This is a genomic window from Streptomyces sp. NBC_00536 (genome assembly GCF_036346295.1).
Classification (GTDB): Bacteria; Actinomycetota; Actinomycetes; order Streptomycetales; family Streptomycetaceae; genus Streptomyces.
Window position 1 is genome coordinate 1,087,519 of the sequence record NZ_CP107819.1, and the last position, 26,000, is coordinate 1,113,518.

11 protein-coding genes are annotated in these 26,000 nt (G+C 70.9%); 4 read left to right on the forward strand and 7 right to left on the reverse strand.

Going from position 1 to position 26,000, the window contains the following annotated elements; genetic code table 11:
* Positions 1–10: 10 nt before the first annotated feature.
* Complete coding sequence (locus OHS33_RS04605; protein ID WP_330329083.1) at positions 11–814, forward strand: hypothetical protein; 804 nt, start codon at positions 11–13, stop codon at positions 812–814.
* Positions 815–890: 76 nt separating this feature from the next.
* On the opposite strand, the gene OHS33_RS04610 is transcribed toward OHS33_RS04605, so the two are convergent.
* Together OHS33_RS04610 and OHS33_RS04615 are read right to left on the reverse strand one after the other, a co-directional pair.
* Positions 891–1,436 carry an MOSC domain-containing protein gene (locus tag OHS33_RS04610; protein WP_330329084.1) on the reverse strand — a complete coding sequence of 182 codons (546 nt, stop codon included), beginning with the start codon at positions 1,434–1,436 and terminating at the stop codon, positions 891–893.
* A 24-nt stretch (positions 1,437–1,460) separates the two neighbouring features.
* Positions 1,461–1,649, reverse strand: coding sequence for a hypothetical protein (locus OHS33_RS04615; RefSeq protein ID WP_330329085.1), 189 nt, complete (start codon positions 1,647–1,649; stop codon positions 1,461–1,463).
* A gap of 183 nt (positions 1,650–1,832) precedes the next feature.
* Here OHS33_RS04615 and OHS33_RS04620 point away from each other — a divergent pair, with 183 nt between their 5' ends.
* Together OHS33_RS04620 and exaC are read left to right on the forward strand one after the other, a co-directional pair.
* Entirely contained in the window at positions 1,833–3,329 is a 1,497-nt protein-coding gene (locus OHS33_RS04620; protein ID WP_330329086.1) for a GAF domain-containing protein, read from the forward strand.
* A 55-nt stretch (positions 3,330–3,384) separates the two neighbouring features.
* Positions 3,385–4,908 (forward strand): acetaldehyde dehydrogenase ExaC, encoded by a 1,524-nt coding sequence (exaC, locus tag OHS33_RS04625; RefSeq protein ID WP_330329087.1) that lies wholly within the window; start codon positions 3,385–3,387, stop codon positions 4,906–4,908.
* Here exaC and OHS33_RS04630 read toward each other — a convergent pair.
* The 3 genes from OHS33_RS04630 to OHS33_RS04645 form a co-directional block, all read right to left on the reverse strand.
* Positions 4,905–5,780 (reverse strand): hypothetical protein, encoded by an 876-nt coding sequence (locus OHS33_RS04630; RefSeq protein ID WP_330329088.1) that lies wholly within the window; start codon positions 5,778–5,780, stop codon positions 4,905–4,907. The genes exaC and OHS33_RS04630 overlap by 4 nt on opposite strands.
* A 745-nt stretch (positions 5,781–6,525) precedes the next feature.
* Entirely contained in the window at positions 6,526–8,442 is a 1,917-nt protein-coding gene (locus OHS33_RS04640) for an ABC transporter ATP-binding protein (protein WP_330329090.1), read from the reverse strand.
* Complete coding sequence (locus OHS33_RS04645) at positions 8,439–10,232, reverse strand: ABC transporter ATP-binding protein (RefSeq protein ID WP_330329091.1); 1,794 nt, start codon at positions 10,230–10,232, stop codon at positions 8,439–8,441. The genes OHS33_RS04640 and OHS33_RS04645 overlap by 4 nt, the downstream gene beginning before the upstream one ends.
* Positions 10,233–10,534: 302 nt before the next feature.
* On the opposite strand from OHS33_RS04645, the gene OHS33_RS04650 reads away from it, so the two are divergent.
* Complete coding sequence (locus OHS33_RS04650; RefSeq protein ID WP_330329092.1) at positions 10,535–11,374, forward strand: NAD(P)H-binding protein; 840 nt, start codon at positions 10,535–10,537, stop codon at positions 11,372–11,374.
* A 75-nt stretch (positions 11,375–11,449) separates the two neighbouring features.
* On the opposite strand, the gene fabV is transcribed toward OHS33_RS04650, so the two are convergent.
* A complete protein-coding gene (fabV, locus tag OHS33_RS04655; RefSeq protein WP_330329093.1) occupies positions 11,450–12,649 on the reverse strand; it encodes an enoyl-[acyl-carrier-protein] reductase FabV in 1,200 nt (399 codons plus the stop codon).
* Positions 12,636–25,994, reverse strand: coding sequence for a type I polyketide synthase (locus OHS33_RS04660; RefSeq protein WP_330329094.1), 13,359 nt, complete (start codon positions 25,992–25,994; stop codon positions 12,636–12,638). The genes fabV and OHS33_RS04660 overlap by 14 nt, the downstream gene beginning before the upstream one ends.
* Positions 25,995–26,000: the final 6 nt, after the last annotated feature.

Here is a 26,000-nt window from a genome sequence, read left to right on the forward strand (position 1 = left end):
GGGAGGGTACGTGTCCGACGAGGAGGGCGACGGTTCGCTGTACGTGCTGTCCGCCGTACTGCTGACCCCGGCCCAGTTCCCGAGCATCCTGGGAGACGACTACCCGGAGGCCTGCTCGCTGCTCGGCGTGCCCGCCGCCCGGGAGGGGTACGGGCTGGTGCTCGGCCAGGACGAGGACGGCGCGCGCTGGACGGTGGTCGTCGACGACGTCGCGCTCGTCGCGACGGCCATCGCCTCCTGGGACTGCGGCATGGAGTACGACCTCTCGCCGGACGAGCGCAGCATCGTGGTCTCCCTGGCGGGCTGGCCCCTGGCCCTGTCGGTCGCCGCGCCCGGCATCCCCGAGCCGCACGATCCCGAGCAGGGCGCCGACGGCACGGGGCGGGTACCGCTCGCTCCGCCGTCCGCCGAGGCGTGGGGGCCGGTGCAGCGGCGGATGGGCGCGGACCAGATCGCCCGCCAGTGGGCCGAGTGGCGCGAGCGGTTCGCGTCCGACGGCGGCGGTCAGCCGGTCCTGCATCCCGGACTGGCCCGGGTGCTGGAGGAGGCTCGGGCCTACACCGCCGCTCCGCCGCCGCCGGGACGGGTGCGGTCCGCCTTCGCGGGCGACGGCGCCAGGACCCTGCGGGTCGACGGACCCGGGTGGTCGCTGGTGGCCCGCACCGACGACATGGCCTTCGTCCTGCTGGACGAGGGGCCGAGCGAGGTCATTCCGGTGCCCCGGGACGGGGACGGGGCCGCAGGTGGGGACGGGGACAGGGACCTGCCCGGACTGCTGGCGGCTCTGGACGAGGTCGCCGTCAGGCCCGCGTGACGCGGCCCGGATGACCCGGCCCGTGTGAGCGGGCCCGTGTGAGCGGGCGGGCCCGGGCCGGCCCCCGGCCCCGGCGTCAGACCCGTTCGAGCGGGACGTGCGGTTCCGGGGGAAGGGTGACACTGATGGCATCGCCGGGACGGATCGTGCCGCCCTGGCGGACCACACCCATGATGCCGCCCTTGAGCAGCAGCTTCCCCGACGCGTCCCGGCTCACCAGCTGCTTGAGCAGACCCTGCTGGAACCCGTCGATCTGCAGGCAGGGGTTGCGCAGGCCGGTGACCTCGACGACCGCGTCCTCGCCGAAGCGCAGGACCGCGCCGGTGGGCAGGCCGAGCAGGTCGATGCCCTCGGTGGTCACGTTCTCCCCGAGCTGGCCCGGTGCGACCTCGAAGCCCTCCTCCGCGACCTCGTCGAAGAGTTCGCGGTGGATCAGGTGGACCTGTCGCAGGTTGGGCCGCGTCGGGTCCTGGGCGACCCGGGAGCGGTGTTTGACGGTGACCCCCGCGTGCACGTCCCCCTCGACACCGAGTCCGGCGAGCAGCGTGATGCTCTCGCGCGTGGGCTTGGTGAACGAGTAGACGTCATTGCTGCTGACCGCCATGACCAGGCCGTGACCCATCAGGACTTCCCCCCTCGGGCGCCTTCAGCGCCCTATTCGCTTCCTGTTCTTCGAAACGCCGCGCAGCCGGCGCCGCTGAGAGGGATCGAGCATCAGATAGGCGGCGGCCGGTACCCCGACCAGGACCAGCAGGCCGACCCAGAATCCGGCCGTGAAGAACAGGATGATCGCTGCCACGACTCCGGCAGCGGCGATCTTTCCACTCGTCGACATCTGGACCCCTCTCTTCGCGTGCTCCGACTGCTTCTCCCTCTACAACGCGGCTGTCCGGCCACTCGTTCCCGGCCGCGGGGGTCCCTGACGTTCCGGGGAGTGGCCGACGCACGGCTTGCCGGGGGTCCGGGCCGGTACGACGATGGGGCGCGCCAGGTACCGCTGCACCGGGGAGGCTGACACATGGGCGATCTCGGCGATCCGGGCGACCTGGGTGATCCGGGGGCTCCGGGCGAATCGGGTGGGCTGGGCGGACTGGGCGAGCCGGGCGGCCCTTCGGTGGCGTTACCGGGCGGGGCCGATCCGGTCGAGCGGGGGCGGGTGCTGCGGCGCGCGCACGAGGCGTTCACGCTGGACGGGCGGGTCGAGGCTCCGGTGCGGGCGGTGATAGCGAAGTCCTGGCGGCGCTGCGCGCGGGCCCGGGTCAGCCCGGAGTGCACGGCCCGGGTCGAGCTGGCGGAGCCGGAGCTGCGCGCGTACCGGGAGCGGCATCCGCTGGCGCGGGTGATGCCGGTGTTCCGGGAGCTGGTGGGGGCGTTCGCGGCGCACGAGGCGCACCTGCTGGCGGTGTGCGACGCCCGGGGGACGCTGCTGTGGGTGGAGGGTGAGACCGGGACCCTGGACCGGGCGCGCGGGCTGGGCTTCGTGCCCGGCGCGCGCTGGTCGGAGTCGGCCATGGGGACGAACGCCCCGGGGACGGCGGTGGCGGTCGGGCAGCCCGTGCAGGTCTTCGGGGCGGAGCACTTCAGCCGGCACGTGCACCCCTGGACGTGTGCGGCGGCTCCGGTGCGCCATCCGCGGACCGGACGGCTGCTGGGCGCGGTGGACATCACGGGCGGGGACGGGCTGGCCCATCCGCACTCGCTGGCCTTCGTACAGGCGGTGGCCCGGGCGGCCGAGTCGCAGCTCGCGCTGCTGGATCCCCGGGACGCTGAAGGGGCGCAAGGGGTGCAAGGGGAGGCTGACGGGCCCGGCGGCCCGCGGGCCGGGCGTTTCGCGGGGCGGCCGGCGGCCGGGGCGGCGGACACGTTGACGGCGCTGGGGCAGGACGAGGCGCTGCTGGTGACGGGCGGACGCACGGTGCGCCTGGGGCACCGGCACAGCGAGATCGTGGCGCTGCTCGCCCATCACCCCGAGGGGCTGTCGGGCGAGGAGCTGCTGATCGCCCTGTACGAGGACGAAGCGGTGTCACCGGTGACGCTGCGCGCCGAAATGTCACGGCTGCGCGCCCTGTTGGGTCCGCGCGTCCTGCTCTCGCGGCCCTACCGGACGGCCGCGCCGCTGGAGGCGGACTTCACCACCGCGATCCGGCACCTGGCCGCGGGCGCCGTCTCGGCCGCGCTCTCCGGGTACCCCGGGCCCCTGCTGCCCGCCTCGCGGGCACCCGGCATCGTCCGGCTGCGCCGCCGGATCGAGGACCAGGCGCGGGCGGCGGTGATCGCCCGCGCCGACGCGGGGCTGCTGGCCGACTGGGTGTGCAGTCCGTGGGGCGAGGACGATCCGGCGGTGTGGCGGGCGCTGGCCGCCGCGCTGCCGCGGGAGGGGCGCCCGGTGGCGCTGGCCCGGCTGCGCGCGCTCGATGCCGAGCTGGGCGGCGTACGCCCGCGTACCGACGTAACCGCGCGCCCCGGCGTACGCCCCCAGGCGGATGCAACGTATCCGCAACCTGCGCGCTCCTAGCCTCCTCCCGAGCGCCGTCCGGTCCGGCACGGCGCCCGGCAAGGGGAGGACATCCATGGCCCGTTACGCTGCGCCCGGTACCGAGGGGGCGCTCATGTCGTACGCGTCCCGCTACGACCACTTCATCGGCGGCGAGTACGTCGAGCCCGCGCTCGGCCAGTACTTCGCCAACCCCTCCCCGGTCAACGGGCAGCCGTTTACGGAGGTCGCGCGCGGTACGGCGGCGGACGTGGAGCGGGCCCTGGACGCGGCGCACGCGGCGGCGCCCGCATGGGGCCGCACCTCCCCCGCGGAGCGCTCGCTGGTCCTGCTGCGCATCGCGGACCGGATGGAGCAGAACCTCCAGGCGCTGGCGGTCGCGGAGACCTGGGAGAACGGCAAGCCGGTACGGGAGACCCTGGCGGCGGACATCCCGCTGGCCATCGACCACTTCCGGTACTTCGCGGGCGCGGTACGGGCCCAGGAGGGCACCCTCAGCGAACTCGACGACGACACCGTGGCCTACCACTTCCACGAGCCGCTCGGAGTGATCGCACAGATCATTCCCTGGAACTTTCCGATCCTCATGGCGGTGTGGAAGCTGGCGCCCGCACTGGCCGCCGGGAACACGGTCGTCCTCAAGCCCGCCGAACAGACCCCGGCGTCGGTGCACTACTGGATGAGCCTGGTCGCGGACCTGCTCCCGCCGGGCGTCATCAACATCGTCAACGGTTACGGCGAGGAGGCGGGCAAGCCGCTCGCGTCCAGCCCCCGCGTGGCGAAGATCGCCTTCACCGGCGAGACCGCCACGGGCCGGCTGATCATGCGGTACGCGGCCGAGAATCTCAAGCCGGTCTCGCTGGAGCTGGGCGGCAAGAGCCCGAACATCTTCTTCGACGACATCTGGGCGGTCGACGACGAGCTGCGCGACAAGGCGCTGGAGGGCTTCGCGATGTTCGCCCTCAACCAGGGCGAGGTCTGTACGTGCCCGTCGCGCGCGCTGATCGAGCGGGGCCGGTACGGGGACTTCCTGGACGCGGCCATCGCCCGTACCGAACTCATCGTGCCGGGCCACCCGTTGGACACGGACACGATGATCGGCGCGCAGGCCTCGGAGGAACAGCTGAAGAAGGTCCTGTCGTACCTGGAGATCGGCCAGCAGGAAGGCGCCAAGATCCTGACGGGCGGTCAGCGCATCGATCCCGGCGGCGAGTTGGCGGGCGGGTACTACGTACAGCCGACCATCTTCGAGGGGAACAACCGGATGCGGGTCTTCCAGGAGGAGATCTTCGGCCCGGTGGTGTCGGTGACCTCGTTCCAGGACTTCGAGGACGCGATCCGGATCGCCAACGACACCCCGTACGGCCTGGGCGCCGGGGTGTGGACGCGCGACGTCAACACCGCCTACCGCGCGGGCCGCGCGATCCAGGCGGGCCGGGTCTGGCAGAACTCCTACCACGCGTACCCGGCACACGCGGCCTTCGGCGGCTACAAGCAGTCCGGGGTGGGCCGCGAGACCCACAAGATGATGCTGGACCACTACCAGCAGACCAAAAATCTACTGGTGTCCTACTCGCCGAAGAAGCTGGGCTTCTTCTAAGCCCACAAAAGAAGGCGCCTGACCTGGGCTTTTGCCCGGCAGGCGCCTTCCTCGATCACTAATCCCAGTTCCTCCCACCCGTTTCCCACCCCTGACCAGCTGTTCCGGGCCATACACGGGCCAGATCCGGGATCAGTCCGCAGCCTCCGCACTTGGATGCTCTGGCCGGCCCGGCGCGCACATTCCGCGGGGTCCACGCCGGAGTACAGCCAGAACGAGATGCCAGCGTGGCGCAGGTCGTAGGGTCTTTTGGCGAGCGATGACGACTGCTCATGGTCCGCCAGGGCCTTCCTGCGCGCCCGCGCCCACGTGATTCCGTAAGCCCCCGCCTCGACGTAGTTGCCAGCTGCGTTACGGAAGAGTCGGCCGTCTGGCGCCACTCCGAAACGGTCGATGTGTTCGCGCAGCACGGCCACGAACGACGGTGGTATCGGCACAGGTCGTGTGGCCTTGAGGGCTCGCCGCTTCAGTGAGTGCACCTCGTGGACCGACCCGTCGTCCGTCCACCCCTTGCCCGCCGCTACAATCCCGCCCGTCAGGTTGAGCATGCCCCAACCTGACGTCGGCAGGTGGCACTGGGAAAGCTGAAGGTGAATGACCTCCGCCGGCGCGACTGCCGGGGGATTCCACTTGACCCTGGCGAGCGGATTCTCCGTGAAGTACCCCTTGTCAACGGCGGTTCCGAGGACCTCGCTGAAGGCCGATCGCTTACGCACCGCAGTCTTTGCTGCGGCGGGCTTGCCGTCGATCTTGCGACTGAGGGCCTCCAACGCACGTCGCACCGTGTCCGGTTCCAGCAGCTCACTGACGGGGAGGGAATGCCGCTTTATCCAATCCAGGGCATGCTTCCACTCGTCCGGCGGCTCGCCCACCCACGCCTTCTTGTTGAACGCCCACGAATACAACGCGCGCCGGAGAACTCTTGGTTCGGGATGGGCCACCCCCGGTCGCACCAACGCAGGCGTGATGGTAGCCAGTGCGTCAGCCAGCGCCGCAGCACCTGTTCCGCCTCGGCGGTGCCCAGTCGCAGGCGGCGGCATACTTGACCATCTGGTGGTACTGCTCGACGATCAGGCCCCAGCGGATCGCCCGGGCCAGGGAGCCGCCGAGCCTGCCGGCCGGGCGGGTCGCCGTCAGGCCGGTACAGGCGGATGCTGCCGATGTTCTTCAGCCGGGGCAGCGGCCGGAAGTCGAGCAACTCGGTGGGCGAACCCGACCACTGGCGCGCCGCGGGTGTCGACGCAGTCGGACCCGGCCTCTGCGTCCGTGCAGTGTCGCAGCAGGCCCTCGGTCATCGCTGCGCCCTCGGAGGAGGAACAGCTCTTGAGCTGGGAGTAGATGCAGTCGTTCTTCCACTCCTCCTCGCGTCCGGGGCTCCTTTGCGGCACGTACCGACGGCATCTGGCGAGCGCGGTCAACCCGAGAACGACCGACGGCACTGAAGACAACGACCCGGAGGGTGTCGTGCGGGGCCGGAAGCGGGCAGCGCCCATCGCGACGACAGCCGCCGGTCGACATTCCTCAACTGCGCAGAGGGTCGCCGGACCATGTCCTCGTGCCCGTGGCCCGGACGCTCGCGGCCCGCTCCGCGGCCGGGAGCGGGACTCGCGAGGTTCCTCAGTGGGCCTCGGCGGCCTGATTGGTCCAGACGGCGTACATCTGGGTGTACTTGCCGTCGGCGGCGAGGAGCTGGTCGTGCGCACCGACCTCGACGATGCGGCCCTCGTCGACGACGACGATGCGGTCCGCCTTCATCGCGGTGGAGAGCCGGTGTGCGATCAGGATCGCGGTGCGGCCCTCCAGCAGCACGTCCAGGGCCTGCTCGATCTTGGTCTCGGACTGGAGGTCCAGGTTGGACGTGGCCTCGTCCAGGACCAGTACCCGGGGCTGGGCCAGGAAGGCCCGTGCCAGGGCGACGAGTTGCCGTTCACCGGAGGACAGCGACTGGCCCCGCTCCTGGACGACGGTGTCGAGGCCGTCGGGCAGCCGCTCGACCACGTCGACCAGGCCGACCACCCGCAACGCCTCCCGGACCTGGTCGTCGGAGGCGTCCGGGACGGCGAAACGGATGTTGTCCCGGAGCGGCCCGGCGAACAGGAAGGGTTCCTGCGGAACGACGCCGATCTGCCGTCGGAGGGACTCTATCCGCACGTCCTGGAGGTCGCGCCCGTCGATGAGGATCCGGCCGGACGTCGGGTCGTAGAACCGGGTGACCAGTTTGGCGAGGGTGGACTTGCCGGCACCGGTGGGGCCGACGAACGCCACGGTCTCACCGGCCCGGATGTCCAGCGACACCTCGGAGATCACCGGCCGGTCGGGGACATAGCCGAACGTGACGTCCTCGAAGACGATCTCGCCCTCGACCTTCGGCAGGTCGACGGCTCCGGGAGCCTCCTCGACCTCCGCCCGCGTGCTCAGGAGCTCCCTGAGCTTCACGATCGACGACTGCCCCTGCTGGTACGTGTTGTAGAGCTGCACCAGTTGCTGGATGGGCTGGAAGAAGGCGCCCAGGGAGAGCAGGAACGCCACCAGCTCGCCGATGGTAAGCTCCCCGTCGGCGACCATGCCGGCGCCGATGGCCAGCAGCGCGAGCTGCCCCGCGACACCGATGACCTGGGTGCTCGGCGTGTAGATCGAGTTGATCCGTCCGGTGCGGACATTGGCGTCGTAGTACGAGCCCGTGACCTGTCGGTGTTGCTCGATGTTGTGCCGCTGCCGGTTGTGCGCCGTGACGATGCGCACTCCCTGGAGGCTCTCGGAGAGATCGGCGATGACGGCGGCGATGGTGTCCCTCACCCGCACGTAGCCCTTGCCGGACGCCCGGTGGAACCACACGGACAGCACGGTCAGGACGGGCACGACCAGTACGATGGTGATCAGCGCCAGCCGCACGTCGAAGGTGAACAGCACCACCGTGACAACGACCATGGTCAGGCCCTGGACGGCGAACTGTGCCAGACCGTCCTGCAGCAACGCCTGGAGGTTCTCGATGTCGCTGGTCATCCGGGTCATGATCACGCCGGACTTCTCGCCGGTGTAGAAGTTCAGCGAGAGCCGCTGCAACTGGGTGAAGACCCGTACCCGCAGGTCGTTCATCACCCACGCGGCGATCCGCCCGGTCACCTTGACCCGCGCGGCCTGCGCGGCACCGGTGACCACCAGACTGACCAGGTACGCGATCGCGACCAGCACCAGTGTGCCGGTGTCCTTCGCCGTGATGCCGTCGTCGATGCCGATCTGGGTCAGCTTCGGACCGGCCTGGAGCGTCAGCGCCTCCAGGGCCACGAACACGCCGGCCAGCAGCGCGACCGGCCAGTACGGGCGGATCAGCCGCCGCAGACTCAGCTCGGCGCCGTCGGGATCGGGCCGGCCGTGCTCGAACACGACCTCGGGCTCGGGATGTTCCGGCTCGGTCTTCAGCAACGTGTCGACGCTCGCCTGCATCTCCGGCGGCACTCCGGCGAAGGGCAGACCTGGCGCGGTGGCCCTGCCGCCTCCGTTGAACGCGGCGCCACCTCCCGTGGGAGACGTCATCGGCCCACACCCCCCCGTTCCTCGATGCTCTCGTCCGCCTGCGCCAGCACTTCCGCGTACAGCGGCGTGCTCGCAAGCAGTTCCTTGTGCGTGCCGTCCGCGACGATCCGGCCGCCGTCCAGCAGCACCACGCGGTCGGCCAGGCTGATCGTGGACAGCCGGTGGGCGACGATCAGCGTCGTCCGACCGGCGAACAGGGACCGCAGCCCGGCGTGGATCTCCTGCTCGACCTGGACGTCGATGGCGCTGGTGGCGTCGTCGAGCACCAGCACCGGCGGATTCACCAGCAGCGTCCGGGCGATCGCGATGCGCTGCCGCTGCCCGCCGGACAGCGTGTAGCCGCGTTCGCCGATGACAGTGTCGTAGCCCTCGGACAGTTCGGTGATGAACTCGTGGGCCCCGGCCAGCCGGGCCACCCGCTCGATGTCGGTGATGTCCGCGTCCAGCCGCCCGTAGGCGATGTTGTCGCGGACCGACGCCGAGAACAGGAACGGCTCGTCCAGTACGACGCCGACGGCGTCCCGCAGGCTGTGCAGGGTCAGGTCCCGCACATCGTGCCCGTCCACGCTGACGGAGCCGGCGCGCACGTCGTAGAAACGCGGCAGCAGTCTGGCCGCGGTGGACTTTCCGGTGCCGGTCCGGCCGACCAGCGCCACGGTCTCGCCGGCGCGGAGCCGCAGCGAGAACCCCTTCAGCACGTCGAGGCCGTCGCCGTAGCCGAAGGTGACATCGTCGAACCGGACGTCACCGCGCGGCCCGGTGATCTCCCGCGCGTCGGGGGCGTCCGCGATCTCCGGCTTCTCGTCCAGTACCTCGTACAGCCGCTTGGCCGCGGCCGACGACCGCTGCCCCAGCATGATCAGGTTGCCGATCACCTGGAACGGAACCTGGAGCATCATGAGATAGGCGTTGAAGGCCAGGATCGCGCCGACGCCCAGCTCGCCGTGAATGACCAGGTATCCGCCGTACAGCAGCACGATCGCCATGCCGACGCGGGGCAGGTTCTGCACCAGGGGCGTCCACCGCGCGCGCAGATCGGCATCCTTCACATTCGCCCAGGCGACGCTCGTCGCGGCCTTCTGCAGCGAGGCGAGCTGGCTCCGCTCGGCCGCGAACGACTTGACCACGCGCACGCCGTTGACGTTCTCGTCCACCACGGTCGCGACATCGGCCAGCCGGGCCTGGATCAGCCAGGACACCGGGAACAGGGACCGTTGCATGCGCCGACTGGCCACGAACATCAGCGGCATCGGCAGCATGGCCAGGATGGCCAGCGGCACGTCGATCGCCAGCATGTACGCGAACGACACCAGCGAGATACCGGACTGCACCAGCAGGTACGGCGCGAACGCCAGATACATCTGCACCGCGCGGATGTCGGAGTTGGCACGAGAGATGAGTTGCCCGCTCTGCATCCGATCGTAGAACGGGAACGACATGGCGGTCAGGTGCTCGTACACGATGTTGCGCAGGTCGTACTCGATCCTGGCCGCGGCGCGGAAGAGCAGTTGCTTGGACAGGTAGCCGACGACCAGCATGATCACCGTCATCCCGACCAGCCACCACATGTAGTGCGACAGCGGCACCTTGTCCGACACGATCGAGTTGTCCACCGCATCCTGGATCAGCCTCGGCACCTGTACGGCCACCAGCATGCTGGCCCCGGACATCACCAGGGCCGCGCTGAACATCGACCGGTGTGCCCGGACCAGCGGCCACGCTCGCCGTAACCAGGACCTGCTCGGGTCGGGGTCGATCGCCGCGCCGGGCGGCGGATACGTCTCGTTCACCTGATTCCTCTCTGTGCACGCCCTCGCGGGCGACCCACTCGGCCTGCTCAAAGCAGCATCAACTGCACATGGAGCAGCGTGTGTTCGATGGTCCATGTGTGGGCCCCACGGATTCAGGATAGCAAAAGAAGGTACAACGTACGCAGTTTGTTTTTTTCAGCGACCCGTGCGAGCCTCGGTCACCGGGCGGAGGCCGACGAGCGGACCCCGAGCTCACGGAACGTGCCCTTCCAGTCCGCTCGCAGACCTGAACGGTCGATGCATGCTCCACCCGTGCCATCAACCACGCGGAGGTCGGATCATTGGTTACCGTTGTCTTCGGCGCACGTGGAAACGTCGGCCGCAATGTCGCTGCCGGCCTGCTGGCCGCCGGCGAGAAGGTCAGGGGCACCAGCAGAAACCCGGAAGCGGGCGGCTTCCCGTCCACGCTGGAGGTCGTCCAGGCCGACCTGGAGCGCCCCGAGACGCTGCCCGCGGTGCTGGCCGGTGCCGACAAGGTGTTCCTGTACGCCAAACCGGAGGAGATCGAGGCCTTCGTGACAGCGGCGCAGTCCGCCGGCGTCCGGCAGGTGGTCCTGCTGTCGTCGGTGTCGGTCGTGATGGCCACCTCCGAACAGAACCCGATAGCCCGGATGCACCGGACGGTCGAGCTGGCCATAGAGCGGTCGGGGCTGGACTGGACGTTCATCAGGCCGGGCATGTTCGCCACCAACGCCCGTTGGTGGTGGGGGGAATCGATCCGCGGGGAGGGCCTCGTGCGCCTTCCGTACCCGGAAGCGCAGAACGCACCCGTCCATGAGAAGGACATGGCCGCGCTCGCCGTGACCGCTCTGACCGAGCCCGGTCACTCCCACCAGGCGTACACCGTCCACGGATCCGAGTCGCTGACGCTGCGGCGCCAGGTGGAGCACATCGGTGAGGCCCTCGGGCGCCCGATCCGGGTGGAGACGGTCTCTGCCAAGCAGGCGCGGGAGGAATTCGCCGAGAGGGCGCCGTCGAATGTGGCCGAAGCGCTACTGCGCATGTGGGCCGCCGCCGACGGCGTTCCGGCCCCGGTCTCGGTCATCGTCGACAGGATCACCGGCAGGCCCGCGCACACGTTCGCGCAGTGGGCCGCCGATCACGCCGACGACTTCCGCTGAGCCGTCCTCCTCGGCTGACCGCCGTGCGGTGGTCGGCCGAGGAGAAACGAGACGCCCATGGGTGGGCTCCCATGTCTACGACTCGGGCCAGGGCAGGTCGGTCTCGACCGGGACGGTGTAGTCGACGCCGGGGACGTCGAAGCCGTACAGGGCACGGCACTGGGCCCGGAACCACGCGGTGTCGGCCAGCGCGGTGACGGTCCCGGGAGTGATCGACCGCCAGCGTTCGGCCACCGCCGCCTGGACCGGCTCGGACAGCTCCCAGCGATCGAGGCGGATGCGGCCGGAGTCGTCCACGTCAGGCCGGCGCGCGGTGAGCTGGTGCCACAGGTCAAGCGACTGCGCCACGGGAGACGGGAAACGGTCGCCGAGAACGCCACGGAGCAGACTCACGTAGAGCGGGATGCCCGGGATGGCGGTCAGCGCCTGGGTGACCAGGGCGCCGTTCACCGAGGTGAAGGCGCGGCCGTCCACCGCGGCCAGCCGCTCGGTCAGGGCGCGCGCGGTGGACTCCAGGTCGGCCTTGGCGGCGCCGATCGTGCCCCCGCGGTAGATCGCCGAGGTCAGCGGCGAGCCGATGTACGTGAGGGCGACCGTGCGAAAGCCGCTCCGCAGCAGCCCGCGCTCGGCCAGCGCCGCGATCCAGCGGGACCAGTCCTCGCCGCCCATGACCCCCACGGTCGCGGTGGCCTCGGCCTCGGTCGCCGGGGCGACGGTGACCTCCCGCACCTGCGCGGCTCCGTCGTCGGCGAACTCCAGGTTCCAGGTAGTGTGCGGCGCGCCGAGCGGCTTGAGCACCGACTGGTAGGTCGTGCCGCTCCGCTGGTCGGTGCGCCGGGGCGCGGCGACGCTGTAGATCAGGTAGTCCACGCCGCCGAACCGCTCGGCCAGCAGATCCAGCGTCTCGGTCTTCGTGGTGTCGGCGAAGGCGTCGGCGTTGCGGAACGAGAAGTCCGCCCCGAGCTCGCGGGCGATCGCGTCGGTGGCGACCGTGCGGTACCACCCAGCGCTCGCGCTGCGATGCCCGGCCGGCCGTTCGAGACCGATCCCCACGCCGTCGATGCCGTACCGCACCAGCCCGGCGATCGTGCTCGCCAGACCGTAGCCCGAGCTCGACCCGATGACCAGCGCCGTCGGCCGCCGCGCCGGTGGCTTCTCCGGGACCGGCACCTCGGCCCGCATCAGCTCCACGCTGCGGAAGCATCCGGCCGGATGCGCGTCGAGCAGAAGATAGCCACGTCCTGTCGGTTCCACGACGCGCTCAGACTGTGTCATCGGTGGGTGCATCATCGGCTCCTCTGCCGGATCGGTTGTCGAGCAGTGCCTGCTTGAGGTGCTGGACCAGGTCGTCCGGTGTCGACCGGTGGAACATCGACGTGGTGTCCAGACGCACACCGGTCGCCGAGGCGAGGCGGTTCCGCAGGGTCAGGATGGACAGCGAGTCGAAGCCGAAGTCGAGCAGGATCTGGTTCGGCCGCACCACGTCGGCCGACTCCAGCCCGAGCACCGCCGAGATCTGTGTGGAGATCAGGCCGGACAGCGTCAGGTCCTGTTCGGCCTCCGCCATCGACGCGAGCCGTTGCCGCAGCGATGTGACCGAGACCGCGCCTCCGCTCGCCGTGCGTTTGCCGGTGGTCTTGACCAGCGACCTGAACAGCGGCGGCAGCGCCTCCCCGGCCTCGACCTGCCTGGTCAGCTCGGCCAGATCCAGCCTGGCCGGGATCCACACGGGTTCGTCCGCGCGGCAAGCGGTGTCGAACAGCGCGACGGCTTCCCGCACCCCCAGCACGCCCACTCCCGTGTTCCCGCCACGGGACGGTGCGTCGCCCCCCGTCCAGGGCCCCCAGGCCAGCGACACCGCGGGGGCGCCGCGCGCCCGGCGCCGTCGGGCCAGCGCGTCCAGCGCGGCCGCCGACGCCGCCGTGGCGGCGGTTCCGGCACCACCGACGGTTCCGGCGAACGACGAGCACAGGACGAGGGTGGCCTCCCCGATCTCCTGGTCGAGGACCTCCGCGGCACCGACCATCGCGCCCACCACCTCGGCGAGCGCGTCCGGGGCCTGGGACGGTGGCGCAGACAGGGTCCTGTCGTGCGGCGGAGCCTGCAGTATGTGCACGACCATGGTCAGCGGATGCTCCGCGGGCAGACGGCCGATCAGCTCCCGCAACGCCGTGCGGTCGGCCGGATCGCACGCCGCGGTGGTGACGGCGGCGCCCAGCGCGGTGAGTTCCGCGGTCGGCTCGGGGGCTTCGGCGCCGGTGAACAGCAGATGCCGTACCCCGTGCACAGCGACGAGGTGCCGCGCCAGTCGCTCGCCCATGGGTGTGGTCCCGCCGGTGATCAGCACGGTGCCCTCGTGGCCGGCGAACCGCTCCGTCGTGTCCGCCGGTGCGCCCGGGGTGAGCCGTGGCACCCTGACCCGACCCTCGCGCAGGGCCATCTGCGGCTCGCCGGACATGACGGCCCTCGGCAGCGCACGCCAGGACGCCTCGTCGGCGTCCACGTCGGCGAGGACGAACCGTCCGGGGTTCTCCGCCTGCGCGGACCGGACAAGCCCCCACACCGCGGCGCCCGCAAGGTCGGCGCCGGCAGGGTCGAAGGCCGGCACAGCGGCGGTGGTCAGGAACACCACGGTCGCCGTGGCGAGCCTCTCGGTCGACGGCACCGCGTTCAGCCGGCTCATGGTCTCCCGCACGGTGGCGGCGACCTCCGCGCCCGCCGGCACGGTGAGCAGCAGATGGTCCGGCGCGTCCCCGTCGGCTTCGGCCAGGGCGTCGAGTCCCGGGTACGCCCGGGCGTACACGCCTGCGGCCGTCAGTCCCGCCGCGGCGCGGAGCGGATCCGCTCCCACGACGGCCCAGTTCGCCTTCCGGGGCGACGACTTCGCGAGGTGGTCGACCCATGCCTCCCGGTGGAGCACGCCGAGTTGTACGACCCCGGTGGCCCGCAGCTCCCCGGGTTCGACGAGCGTGGTACCGACGGTGAACTCGGCGACCGGATCGCCCATGGTGTCGGCCAGCGTCACCGACACCGAGCCGGCGCGGTCCGGGCCGATCCGCACCCGCAGGGCGGACGCGCCAACCGCGTGCACGGCGACTCCGCGCCACGACGTCGCCAGCCGGGGGCCCTCAGTGCACGCGGCATGGAGGGTGGCGTCGAGGAGGGCGGGGTGAATGGCGAAGGCGTCGGGCTCGGTGGGGAGGGAGATCTCGGCGTAGACGTGGTCGTTGTGGCGCCACATCCGGTGCAGCCCCTGGAACACCGCACCGTAGTGGTACCCCTGGGCGGCCAGGGTCTCGTAGGAGACGTCCACGGGCCGTGCCCCGGCGGGGGGCCAGGCCGTGAGGTCCCAGTCCGGGGACGGCGTCTCGGCGTCCAGGACACCCGTCGCGTGACACGTCCAGGACGTGGCCGTGCCCGCGTCCGGCCGTGCGTCGATCCGCACCGTACGCCCGCTCTCACCGGCGGCCGGCTCGCTCACCTCCACCCGCAGCCGTACGGCGCCGTGCTCGGGCAGGACGAGCGGGGACCGCACGGTCAGCTCACGGATGCTGCCGGCGCCGACCCGGTCGGCCGCGTACACCGCCAGCTCCACGAACGCGGCGCCGGGGAACACGAGGGTGCCGGCCACCTGGTGGTCGGCCAGCCAGGGATGAGTGGCCAGAGACACCCGGCCGGTGAAGACCGTGCCGGCCGCACCCTCGACGACCGCGCCGAGCAGCGGATGACCGGCCGCGGTCAGCCCGACCGCACCGACATCACGACGGCCGGTGTCCGGGGTCAGCCAGTACCGCGTCCGCTCGAACGGATAGGAGGGCAGGGTGACATGTCCGCCACGGTTCTGGTCCGCCAGGTTCCAGCGGTCGACGGCCCCCGCGGTGAAGGCTTCGCCGGTGGAGCACAGGAAGGCGGCCAGGTCGCCGTTGTGGCGACGCAGAGTCCCGATGGCGCGGGCCGGAGTGTGCGTGCTGTCGATGGTCTCCTGCACGCCCGGAGCCAGAACCGGGTGCGGACTGCACTCGATGAACACGTCATAGCCGTCTTCGAGGAGCAGCCGGGTGACGGCTTCGAACTCGACGGTGTTGCGCAGGTTGCGGAACCAGTAGTCCGCGTCGAGTGCGGTGGTGTCGATCCGCTGCCCGGTGACGGTGGAGTAGAAGGGGACCTCACCGGACCGAGGACGGATCGGGGACAGCAGGTCCAGGACCTGATCACGGATCTCGTCCACGTGAGGGGAATGTGAGGCGTAGTCGACGGGGATGCGCCAGGTGCGCACGCCCTCCGCCTCGAACGCGGCCTGCAGCTCGTCCAGAGCCCCCGCGCTGCCGGAGACGACAGTGGACGTGGCACCGTTGATCGCGGCGATCCCGATATCGCCGCCCCACCGCTCCAGACGCCGCCGCACCTCCTCCACCGACAGCGCGACCGACACCATCCCGCCCCGCCCGGCCAAGGCCCGGATCGCCTGACTGCGCAACGTCACCACACGCGCCGCGTCCTCCAGCGACAGGGCCCCCGCCACACACGCGGCAGCGATCTCTCCCTGCGAATGCCCCACCACCGCATCCGGGCGCACTCCATGCGCCTCCCACAACGCGGCCAGCGACACCATCACCGCGAACAACGCCGGCTGCACCACATCCACCCGCGACAGCAGCACACCACCGTCATCGCTCAGCAGCACCTCCAGCAGATCCCACTCCACGAACGCGGACAGCGCCTTCGCGCACTCCTCAAGACGGGCCCTGAACACCGGAGCGGACGCGTACAACTCCCGCGCCATCGCACCCCACTGCGAACCCTGCCCCGGAAACACCAACACCGTCCTGCCGACCCCGGCGACCCCCGTCGCCACGCCCTTGGTGGCAGCGCCCTCTGCCAGTGACCGCAGACCCTCCAGCAACTCCTCGCGCGTGGAACCGACCACCACGCCACGCCGCTCGAACGCGGTACGGGCAGCCAGCGTCGCCGCCACGTCCTCCAACGGCACCCCGGTATCAGCGGCGGCCTCGGCGATCCGGCCCGCGTGGACCCGCAGCGCCTCCTCGCTCCGCGCCGACAACACCCACCCGACCGGCCCCGCCTGCTCCGTGAAAGACACCGGTTCCGTAGGCGGCACGGTCTCCGGCGCCACCGACTGTCCGGTCGGCGGCGCCTGCTCCAAGATCACATGAGCGTTGGTGCCGCTGATCCCGAACGACGACACCCCCGCACGACGCGGCCGGTCCTGCGAACGCCACTCACGCGACTTGGTCAGCAGCCGAACTCCCCCGGCACTCCAGTCCACATGAGACGTCGGCTCATCCACATGCAACGTGGCGGGCAGCACCCCCCGACGCAGCGCCTCCACCATCTTGATCACACCACCGACCCCGGCCGCCGCCATCGTGTGACCGATATTCGACTTCAGCGAACCCAGCCACAACGGCCGGTCCTCCGAACGCCCCTTCCCATACGTGGCCAGCAACGCCTGCGCCTCGATCGGATCACCGAGCCTCGTCCCCGTACCGTGCGCCTCCACCACATCCACATCACCCGCGCCCAGCCCCGCATCCGCCAGCGCCAGACGAATCACACGCTGCTGCGACGGACCATTCGGAGCCGTCAACCCGTTCGACGCACCATCCTGGTTCACCGCCGAACCCCGCAGCACCGCCAACACCCGATGCCCCCGCGCACGCGCCACGGACAACCGCTCCAGCACCACCAGCCCCGCGCCCTCACCCCAGCCGGTCCCATCGGCCGACTCCGCGAACGCCTTGCACCGCCCATCAGCGGACAACCCACGCTGCCGGGAGAACTCCACCAACACCCCGGGCGAGGACATCACGGTCACGCCACCGGCCACCGCGAGCGAGCACTCACCGCTCCGCACCGCCCGGGCGGCCTGATGCAACGCCACGAGCGACGACGAACACGCCGTGTCCACCGTCACCGCCGGCCCCTCCAGACCCAGGAAGTACGCCAACCGCCCCGATGTGACGCTCCCACTGGTACCGGTGAGCAGCAGCCCATCGGCCTCCGCGGAACCCTCGTGCATCGGCGGCCCGTAGTCCTGCGATATCGCACCGATGAACACGCCCGTGTTGCTGCCGCGCAGCGAACCGGGCTCGATCCCGGCGTCCTCCAGCGTCTGCCACATGGTCTCCAGAAGCAGTCGCTGCTGTGGGTGCATCGCCAGCGCCTCGCGCGGCGACACCCCGAAGAACCCTGCGTCGAAACCGGCGATGTCGTCGAGGAAGTAGCCCTTCTCCACGTAGCTCTTGCCGGTCCGTCCGGGGTCCGGGTCGAACAGGTTCTCCAGATCCCAGCCTCGGTCGCGCGGCAGCCCGCCGACCGCGTCCCGACCCGACCGCACCAGCTCCCACAGAGCGTCCGGCGACGACACGCCACCGGGAAACCGGCAGCCCATCCCGACGACGGCGACCGGATCGTCGTCCTCCGCCGTGGCGGCCGCAGCGGCCGGACCGACGGCCCGGGTGCTCCCGCCGAGCAGCTCCTCGCGCAGGAACGCGGCCAGCACGGACGGGGTCGGCCGGTCGAACACCACGGTGGCCGACAGCCGCAGTCCGGTAGCCTCGTTGAGCCGCTTGCGGAGTTCCACCGCGGACAGCGAGTCGAGGCCGAGCTCCCTGAACGCAACGGCCGGCTGTACGGAGTCGGCGCCGGCGTGGCCGAGCACGGTGGCGGTGTGGGAGCGCACCAGATCGAGCAGCTCGCGGTCGATGTCCTCGGGCGGGCGGCCGGCCAGCCGGTTGGCGAGCGTCGACGCGGTCGCCGTGACGTCGGTCGCCGCGCGCCGCGCCCGGACCAGCCCGCGCAGCACCTCCGGCAGGGTCGCCCCCGCGGCCTGCGCACGCAGCCGGTCCAGGTCGAGCGCGACCGGTGCAGCGGTGGCCTCACCTCGGGCGAACGCCGCGTCGAACAGCGCGACGCCCTCGTCCGACGGAAGCGGCTTCAGCCCGGTGCGCGCCATTCGAGCGATGTCCGCGCCGTTCAGATCGCGGGTCAGTTCGCTGCGCTCGCCCCAGAATCCCCACGCGAGCGAGGTCGCCGGCAGTCCGGTGGCGTGGCGGTACTGGGCAAGCGCATCGAGGAACACGTTCGCGGCGGCGTAGTTCGCCTGGCCCGCGTTGCCGATCGTGCCCATGATCGAGGAGAACAGCACGAACGCGGACAGCCCCAGGTCCCGGGTCAGGTCGTGCAGATTCCACGCCGCGTCCAGCTTCGGCGTGAGCACGGCGTCGATCTTTTCCGGTGTCATCCCGGAGATCAGCCCGTCGTCCAGGGTCCCGGCGGCGTGCACCACGCCGGTGAGCGGGTGGTTCGCCGGGATTCCCGCGAGCAGTGCCGAAAGCGCGGCCCGGTCGGCCACGTCGCACGCGGCGACCGTCACCTCGGCGCCCAGCCCGGACAGCTCGGCGACCAGGTCCGCGGCTCCCGGAGTGTCCGGCCCGCGCCGGGAGACCAGCAACAGGTTCCGTACCCCGTGGTTCGTGACCAAGTGCCGGGCGAACAAACTGCCGAGTGTTCCGGTACCGCCGGTGAGCAACACGGTGCCGTCGGTGTCCCACCGTGACAGCGGCTCCGGCCGCCTCGGCGTGCCCTCGGGTTCCCGTGGACGGTCCTTGGAACTCGCCCTGACCAGTCTCGGCACCACGACATGTCCGTCACGCAGCGCGAACTGGGTGGCGTCACCGGCCAGCGCGGACGGCAGCGCGGCGAGCGAGTGGTCATCGTCGTCCACATCGGCCAGGATCAGCCGGCCGGGGTTCTCGCTCTGCGCGGAGCGGAGCAGCCCCCAGAGGGGCGCGGTGGAAAGGTCCGGTACGGGCTCGGTGTGTCCGGTCATCACCGCACGCCGGGTCACCACGACCAGCCGTGCGTCCACGAACCGGTCGTCGGACACCCATGCCTGGACCAGATCGAGCGCACGGTACAGAGCCGTGCGGGCGGCTCCCGGGATGTCTGTCGTATCGTCACCTTCGAGGCACACGACCACGTCGGACGAGTCGCCGGGTATCGCGGAGAGCTCGGTGAACTCTTGCCAGTCGACGCCGCCGGCCGTCGCCGAGCGCAGGCCGAACGAGTCGGGGCCGAGCAGCGAGAGCCCGGTGGGCGGTGCCGCGTCCGCCGACGGCGCGGGTGTCCATTCCAGGCGCAGCAGGGAGTCCCGGTTCACGGCCGCGGATCCCAGGTCGGCAAGGTCGGCCGGAAGCATGGCCAGCGACGCCACCTCTGCCACCGGCATGCCGGCACCGTCCGCCGCGCGCAGCCGTAGCGCGTTGTCCCCCACGGTCGTCACCGACACGCGCAGCGCGGAGGCGCCGGAAGCGTGCAGCGTCGCACCTTCCCAGGCGTACGGCAGTCGTACCCGGCCGTCGTTCGGCAGGACCTGGCTCATCAGTGCGGCGTGGAGTGTGGCGTCGAGGAGGGCGGGGTGGATGGTGTAGTCGTCCGGGTCGGCGGGGAGGGCGACCTCGGCGTAGACGTGGTCGTTGTGGCGCCACATCCGGTGCAGCCCCTGGAACACCGCACCGTAGTGGTACCCCTGGGCGGCCAGGGTCTCGTAGGAGACGTCCACGGGCCGTGCCCCGGCAGGGGGCCAGGCGGTCAGGTCCCAGTCCGGGGAAGGCGTGTCGACGTCCAGGACACCCGTGGCGTGACACGTCCAAGAGATGTCAGTGCCTGCGTCCGGTCGTGCGTCGATACGAATGGGTCGCGCACCGTCGCCGGTGAGCGGCTCGCCGACCTCCACCCGGAGCCTGACCGCACCTTGTTCGGGCAGGACGAGCGGAGTCTGCACGGTCAGCTCACGCACGGTGCCGCAGTCGACCCGGTCGGCGGCATGCACCGCCAGCTCGGCGAAGGCAGCGCCGGGCAACACGATGGTGCCGGCCACTTGGTGGTCGGCCAGCCAGGGGTGAGTGGCCAGGGAGATCCGACCGGTGAAGACCAGGCTGGTCGCACCCTCGGTGACAGCACCGAGCAGTGGATGGCCGGCCGCGGTCAGTCCGACGGCGCCGATGTCACGTTGGCCGGTGTCGGGCTTGAGCCAGTAGCGCGCTCGCTGGAAGGGATAGGTGGGCAGGCCGACATGACGGCCATCGTGCGGATGTGCGGGGGTGCAATGGGTGGGGGCGCCGACGGTGAAGGCCTCGCCGGCGGAGCGCAGGAAGCTGGTCAGATCACCGTGGTACCGACGCAGAGTCCCGACGCTGTGGGCCGGAGTGTTCGTAATGTCGATGGTCTCCTGCACACCCGGAACCAGAACCGGGTGCGGACTGCACTCGATGAACACGTCATGGCCGTCTTCGAGAAGGAGCCGGGTGGCGGCTTCGAACTCGACGGTGTTGCGAAGGTTGCGAAACCAGTAATCCGCGTCGAGCGCGGTGGTGTCGATCCGCTGCCCGGTGACAGTGGAGTAGAAGGGGACCTCACCGGACCGAGGCCGGATCGGCGTCAGCAGGTCCAGGACCTGATCACGGATCTCATCCACGTGAGGGGAATGTGAGGCGTAGTCGACGGGGATGCGCCAGGTGCGCACGCCCTCCGCCTCGAACGCGGCCTGCAGTTCGTCCAGAGCCAGCGCGCTGCCGGACACGACGGTGGACGCGGGACCATTGATCGCGGCGACGTCGATGTCGCCGGCCCACCGCTCCAGACGCCGCCGCACCTCATCGACCGGCAGCGCGACGGAGACCATGCCACCCCGCCCGGCCAGCGCCCGAATCGCCTGACTGCGCAACGTCACCACACGCGCCGCGTCCTCCAGCGACAGGGCCCCCGCCACACACGCGGCAGCGATCTCTCCCTGCGAATGCCCCACCACCGCATCCGGCCGCACCCCGTGCGAACGCCACAACGCGGCCAGCGACACCATCACCGCGAACAACGCCGGCTGCACCACATCCACCCGCGACAGCAGCACACCACCGTCATCGCTCAGCAGCACCTCCAGCAGGTCCCACTCCACGAACGCGGACAGCGCCTTCGCGCACTCCTCAAGACGCGCCCTGAACACCGGAGCGGACGCGTACAACTCCCGCGCCATCGCACCCCACTGCGAACCCTGCCCCGGAAACACCAACACCGTCCTGCCGGCCCCGGCGACCCCCGTCACCACATCATCGGAAGGAACACCCTCCGCGAGAGAACTCAGCCCCGCCAGCAACTCCTCACGCGTGGTCCCGACCACCACACCGCGATGCGCGAACGCAGTACGACCGGCCAGCGTCGCAGCGACATCCACTACCGACAGCCCAGAACCAGCGGCCGCAGCGATCCGCCCTGCATACGCCCGCAACGCCTCATCACTCCGCGCCGACAACACCCACCCGACCGGACCCGGCTGCCCGGTCCGAGGCTCCTGCTCGGACCGGGACTCCTCTTCCGTCACCGGCGCCTGCTCCAAGATCACATGAGCGTTGGTGCCACTGATCCCGAACGACGACACCCCAGCACGACGCGGCCGACCGGCCGAAGGCCACTCACGCGACTCGGTGAGCAACCGAACTCCCCCACCCCTCCAGTTCACATGAGACGACGGCTCATCCACATGCAACGTGGCGGGCAGCACCCCCCGACGCAGCGCCTCCACCATCTTGATCACACCACCGACCCCGGCCGCCGCCATCGTGTGACCGATATTCGACTTCAGCGAACCCAGCCACAACGGCCGGTCCTCCGAACGCCCCTTCCCATACGTGGCCAGCAACGCCTGCGCCTCGATCGGATCACCCAGCCTCGTCCCCGTGCCATGCGCCTCGACCACATCGACATCCGCAGCACCAAGCCCCGCATCCGCCAACGCCAGCCGAATCACACGCTGCTGCGACGGACCGTTCGGCGCGGTCAACCCGTTCGAAGCACCATCCTGATTCACCGCCGAACCCCGCAGCACCGCCAGCACCCGATGCCCACGGGCACGGGCATCGGACAGGCGCTCCAACACCACAAGCCCCGCACCCTCACCCCAACCGGTACCGTCCGCCGACTCCGCGAACGCCTTGCACCGCCCGTCGGCAGACAGCCCACGCTGCCGAGAGAATTCGACCAGCATGCCCGGCGAGGACATCACGGTCACGCCACCGGCCACCGCCAGGGAGCATTCACCGCTTCGCACCGCCTGAGCGGCCTGATGCAACGCGACCAGCGACGACGAACACGCCGTGTCCACCGTCACCGCCGGCCCCTCCAGACCGAGGAAGTACGCCAACCGGCCAGAAGTGACGCTCCCGGTGTTACCAGTGAGCACGTATCCGTCGACCCCGCCGTGCGGAGTGTCGAGCCGCGGGCCGTAGTCGCCCGCCATGGCACCGATGAACACGCCTGTCCTGCTGCCGCGCAGCGAACCGGGCTCGATCCCGGCGTCCTCCAGCGTCTCCCAGGCGGTCTCGAGCAGCAACCGCTGCTGCGGATCCATCGCCAGCGCCTCGCGCGGCGACACCCCGAAGAACCCGGCGTCGAAACCGGCGACGTCGTTGAGGAACCCACCATGTCGAACGTAGGTCCGCCCCGAGGTCTCCGGGTCCGGGTCGAACAGGTTGTCCAGATCCCAGCCGCGATCGCGCGGCAGCGCGGACACAGCATCCCGACCCGACCGCACCAGCTCCCACAGTTCGTCCGGCGACGACGCGCCGCCGGGATACCGGCAGCCCATCCCGACGATGGCGATCGGTTCGTCGGCGTTGCCGTCCCGGGGTGCCGGGACGCTCACCGTGTCATCCGCATCGCCGTGCCCGGTGAGCTCCGTGTGCAGGAACGCCGCGAACCGATCAGGGGTGGGATGGTCGAACACCAGCGATCCCGGCAGGGCCAGACCCAGCTCCGAGGAAAGCCCGGCGCACAGCTCGACCGCGGTGAGCGACGTCAACCCGAGGTCCTTGAACGACGTCAGCGGCGTCATGTCGACCGCGTCGTACCCCAGGACAGCCGCGAGGTGGGTGCGCACCAGATCGAGCAGGCCCTCGCGGTCTCGGATGTGTGCCGGTTCCGCGGCGGGTGCGGCCTCGCGCGCTTCGCCGATCCAGTGTCGGCGGCGCTGAAAGGCGTAGGTGGGCAGCGCGACCCTGCGGCCGCCGTCCAGCAGCGGCGTCCAGTCCACTGCCGCCCCCGTGGCATGCATGGTGCCGAGCGCCCTGAGCAGCATACGGACTTCCGCCTGCCCGGTGCGCATCGTGGACACCGCCGCCGGGGCCTGCTCGGCGAGAGTCTCCCGGGCCATGCCGGCGAGTACGGGGTCAGGGCCGAGCTCGAGGTAGCGGGAGACGCCCGCGTCGTGCAGGGCGCGGATGCCGTCGGCGAAGCGGACGGTGCCACGGATCTGGCGTGCCCAGTAGCCGGGGTCGGTCAGCTCTTCCGTGGTGGCGGGGCGTCCGGCGAGGTTCGAGATGACGGGGATCCGAGGAGCGTGGAAGGTCAGCCCGCGGATGGCGTCGGCGAACTCGTCGAGGACTCCTGCAAGATGGTGGGAGTGGAACGCGTGGCTGACGTTCAGCTGCTTGGTCTTCACTCCCTTGGCGCGGAAGGACTCCGCGGTCGCGAGCACCAGGTCGGTGTCGCCGGAGATCACCACGGAGCGGGGCCCGTTGACGGCGGCGATGCTCACCCCTGATTCGGGCAGCAGCACTCGCACGTCGCCCTCGTCGGCGTTGATGGCCACCATCGCTCCACCGGACGGGGCCGCCTGCATCAGCCGTCCGCGTGCCGCGACGAGCGTGCAGGCGTCGGACAGCGACAGCACCCCCGCGACGTGCGCGGCGGTGACCTCACCGATGGAATGGCCGATCAGGTGCGTCGGACGTACTCCGAACGACTCCACCAGCCTGAACAGCGCCGTCTCCAGGGCGAACAGCGCCGCCTGCGTGTACCGGGTCCGGCCGAGCAGGTCCGCGTCGGCCCACACGATCTCCCGCAGCTCTCCGCCCAGCGACGGATCCAGTTCCGCGCACACCGCGTCGAAGGACTTGGCGAACACGGGGAAACGCGCGTACAGATCCCGTCCCATGCCGGTTCGTTGCGCGCCCTGCCCGGTGAACATGAAGGCCGTCCCGCCCTCGGCGACCGCACCGGACACGACGTTCGGCGCCGGCTGGTTCGCCGCCAGCGCGGCCAGTCCCTCGCTCAGCTCGGCCGGGTCCTCGCCGATGACGACGGCGCGGTGCGGCAGCGCGGCACGGGTGGTCGCCAGCGAGAACCCGATGTCGAGCGCGTCCGGGCCGTCCTGTGCCGCGAGGTGTCCGGCCAGCCGTTCGGCCTGGACCCGCAGGGCCCGCTCGGTGCCGCCGGACACGAGCCAGGGAACGGTGCCCGTCCTCACCCCGTGGTTCTCCTCGGCCGGGGACGGATCCGGGGCCTGCGCGAGCACCAGATGGCAGTTCGTGCCGCCCATCCCGAACGAGGACACGCCGGCCACCCGCGGCTCGTCGCCGGGCCATGCACGCAGCTCGGCGGCGACCTCGATGCCCAGCTCGGCGAGCGGGATGTCGTCCGCCGGGGCGGCGAAGTTCAGACTCGCCGGGACCTGGCCGTGCTGGACGGCCAGGGCCGCCTTGATGAGGCCGACGACCCCCGCCGCTCCCTCCGCGTGCCCCACGTTGGTCTTCACCGACCCCACCACCAGCGGCCGGGCCCGGTCGGCGAAGACCGCGGCCAGCGCCGCCGACTCCACGCGGTCCCCCACCGGGGTTCCGGTGCCGTGTAGCTCCACGTATCCGACCTCGGCGGACCGCGTCCGGGCATCGGTGAGGGCCGCCCGCAGGACGTCCTCCTGCCCCGCCCGGCTCGGCGTGGTGAGCTGCTCGCCGCCGCCGTCGTTGTTCACCGCTCCGCCGCGGATCACGCACACGACGTCGTGGCCGTGCGCGTGGGCGTCCGACAGGGGCATGAGCACGACCAGGCCGGCGCCCTCACCGCGCACGTAGCCGTTGGCGCGTGCGTCGAACGTGTAGCAGCGGCCGTCCGGCGACAACGCGCCGAACTCGCTCGCGGTCGCCGTCGACTCCGGCGAGAGGATCAGGTTGACCCCGCCCGCGAGCGCCCACGCCGACTCCCCGCGCCGCACGCTCTCGTACGCCTGGTGCACGGCGACCAGGGCGGAGGACTGTGCCGAGTCCACGACCACGCTCGGGCCGGACAGTCCCAGGAAGAAGGAGATCCGATTCGCGAGGACACCACGCTGGAGCGAGGACAGGGTGAAGCTGTCGATCGCTCCGGCGCCCTGGTCGCGCACCAGACCGGCGTAGTCGTCCCCCATCGCCCCGAGGAAGACTCCGGCCCGGCTGCCCCGCACCGCCGTCGGGTCGACTCCCGCGTGTTCGAGTGCTTCCCACGCGAGTTCCAGCATCAGCCGCTGCCGTGGGTCCATCCCCGCGGCCTCGCGGGGCGACACCCCGAAGAAGCCCGCGTCGAAGTCCGCGACGCCGTCGAGCAGACCGGCCCTGGCCACCCGTGTGCCGATGTGGACGGCGCGGTCCGCGGGAACCCCACCGACGGCCTCCCGGCCGGCCGCGAGCAGCTCCCAGTACGCCTCGGGGGAGCTCGCGCCCGGAAGGCGGCACGACAGACCGACCACCGCGACGACGTCCTGACCACTCGCTTTCACGAAGTTCTCTGTCATGACAGC

Excerpts from the sequence above, each read along its gene's own strand:
- OHS33_RS04615 (WP_330329085.1), bottom strand. The coding sequence starts at position 1,649 with ATGTCGACGAGTGGAAAGATCGCCGCTGCCGGAGTCGTGGCAGCGATC.
- OHS33_RS04620 (WP_330329086.1), top strand. The coding sequence starts at position 1,833 with ATGGGCGATCTCGGCGATCCGGGCGACCTGGGTGATCCGGGGGCTCCG.
- OHS33_RS04640 (WP_330329090.1), bottom strand. The coding sequence starts at position 8,442 with ATGACGTCTCCCACGGGAGGTGGCGCCGCGTTCAACGGAGGCGGCAGG.
- OHS33_RS04610 (WP_330329084.1), bottom strand. The coding sequence starts at position 1,436 with ATGGGTCACGGCCTGGTCATGGCGGTCAGCAGCAATGACGTCTACTCG.
- fabV (WP_330329093.1), bottom strand. The coding sequence starts at position 12,649 with ATGACACAGTCTGAGCGCGTCGTGGAACCGACAGGACGTGGCTATCTT.
- exaC (WP_330329087.1), top strand. The coding sequence starts at position 3,385 with ATGGCCCGTTACGCTGCGCCCGGTACCGAGGGGGCGCTCATGTCGTAC.
- OHS33_RS04660 (WP_330329094.1), bottom strand. The coding sequence starts at position 25,994 with ATGACAGAGAACTTCGTGAAAGCGAGTGGTCAGGACGTCGTCGCGGTG.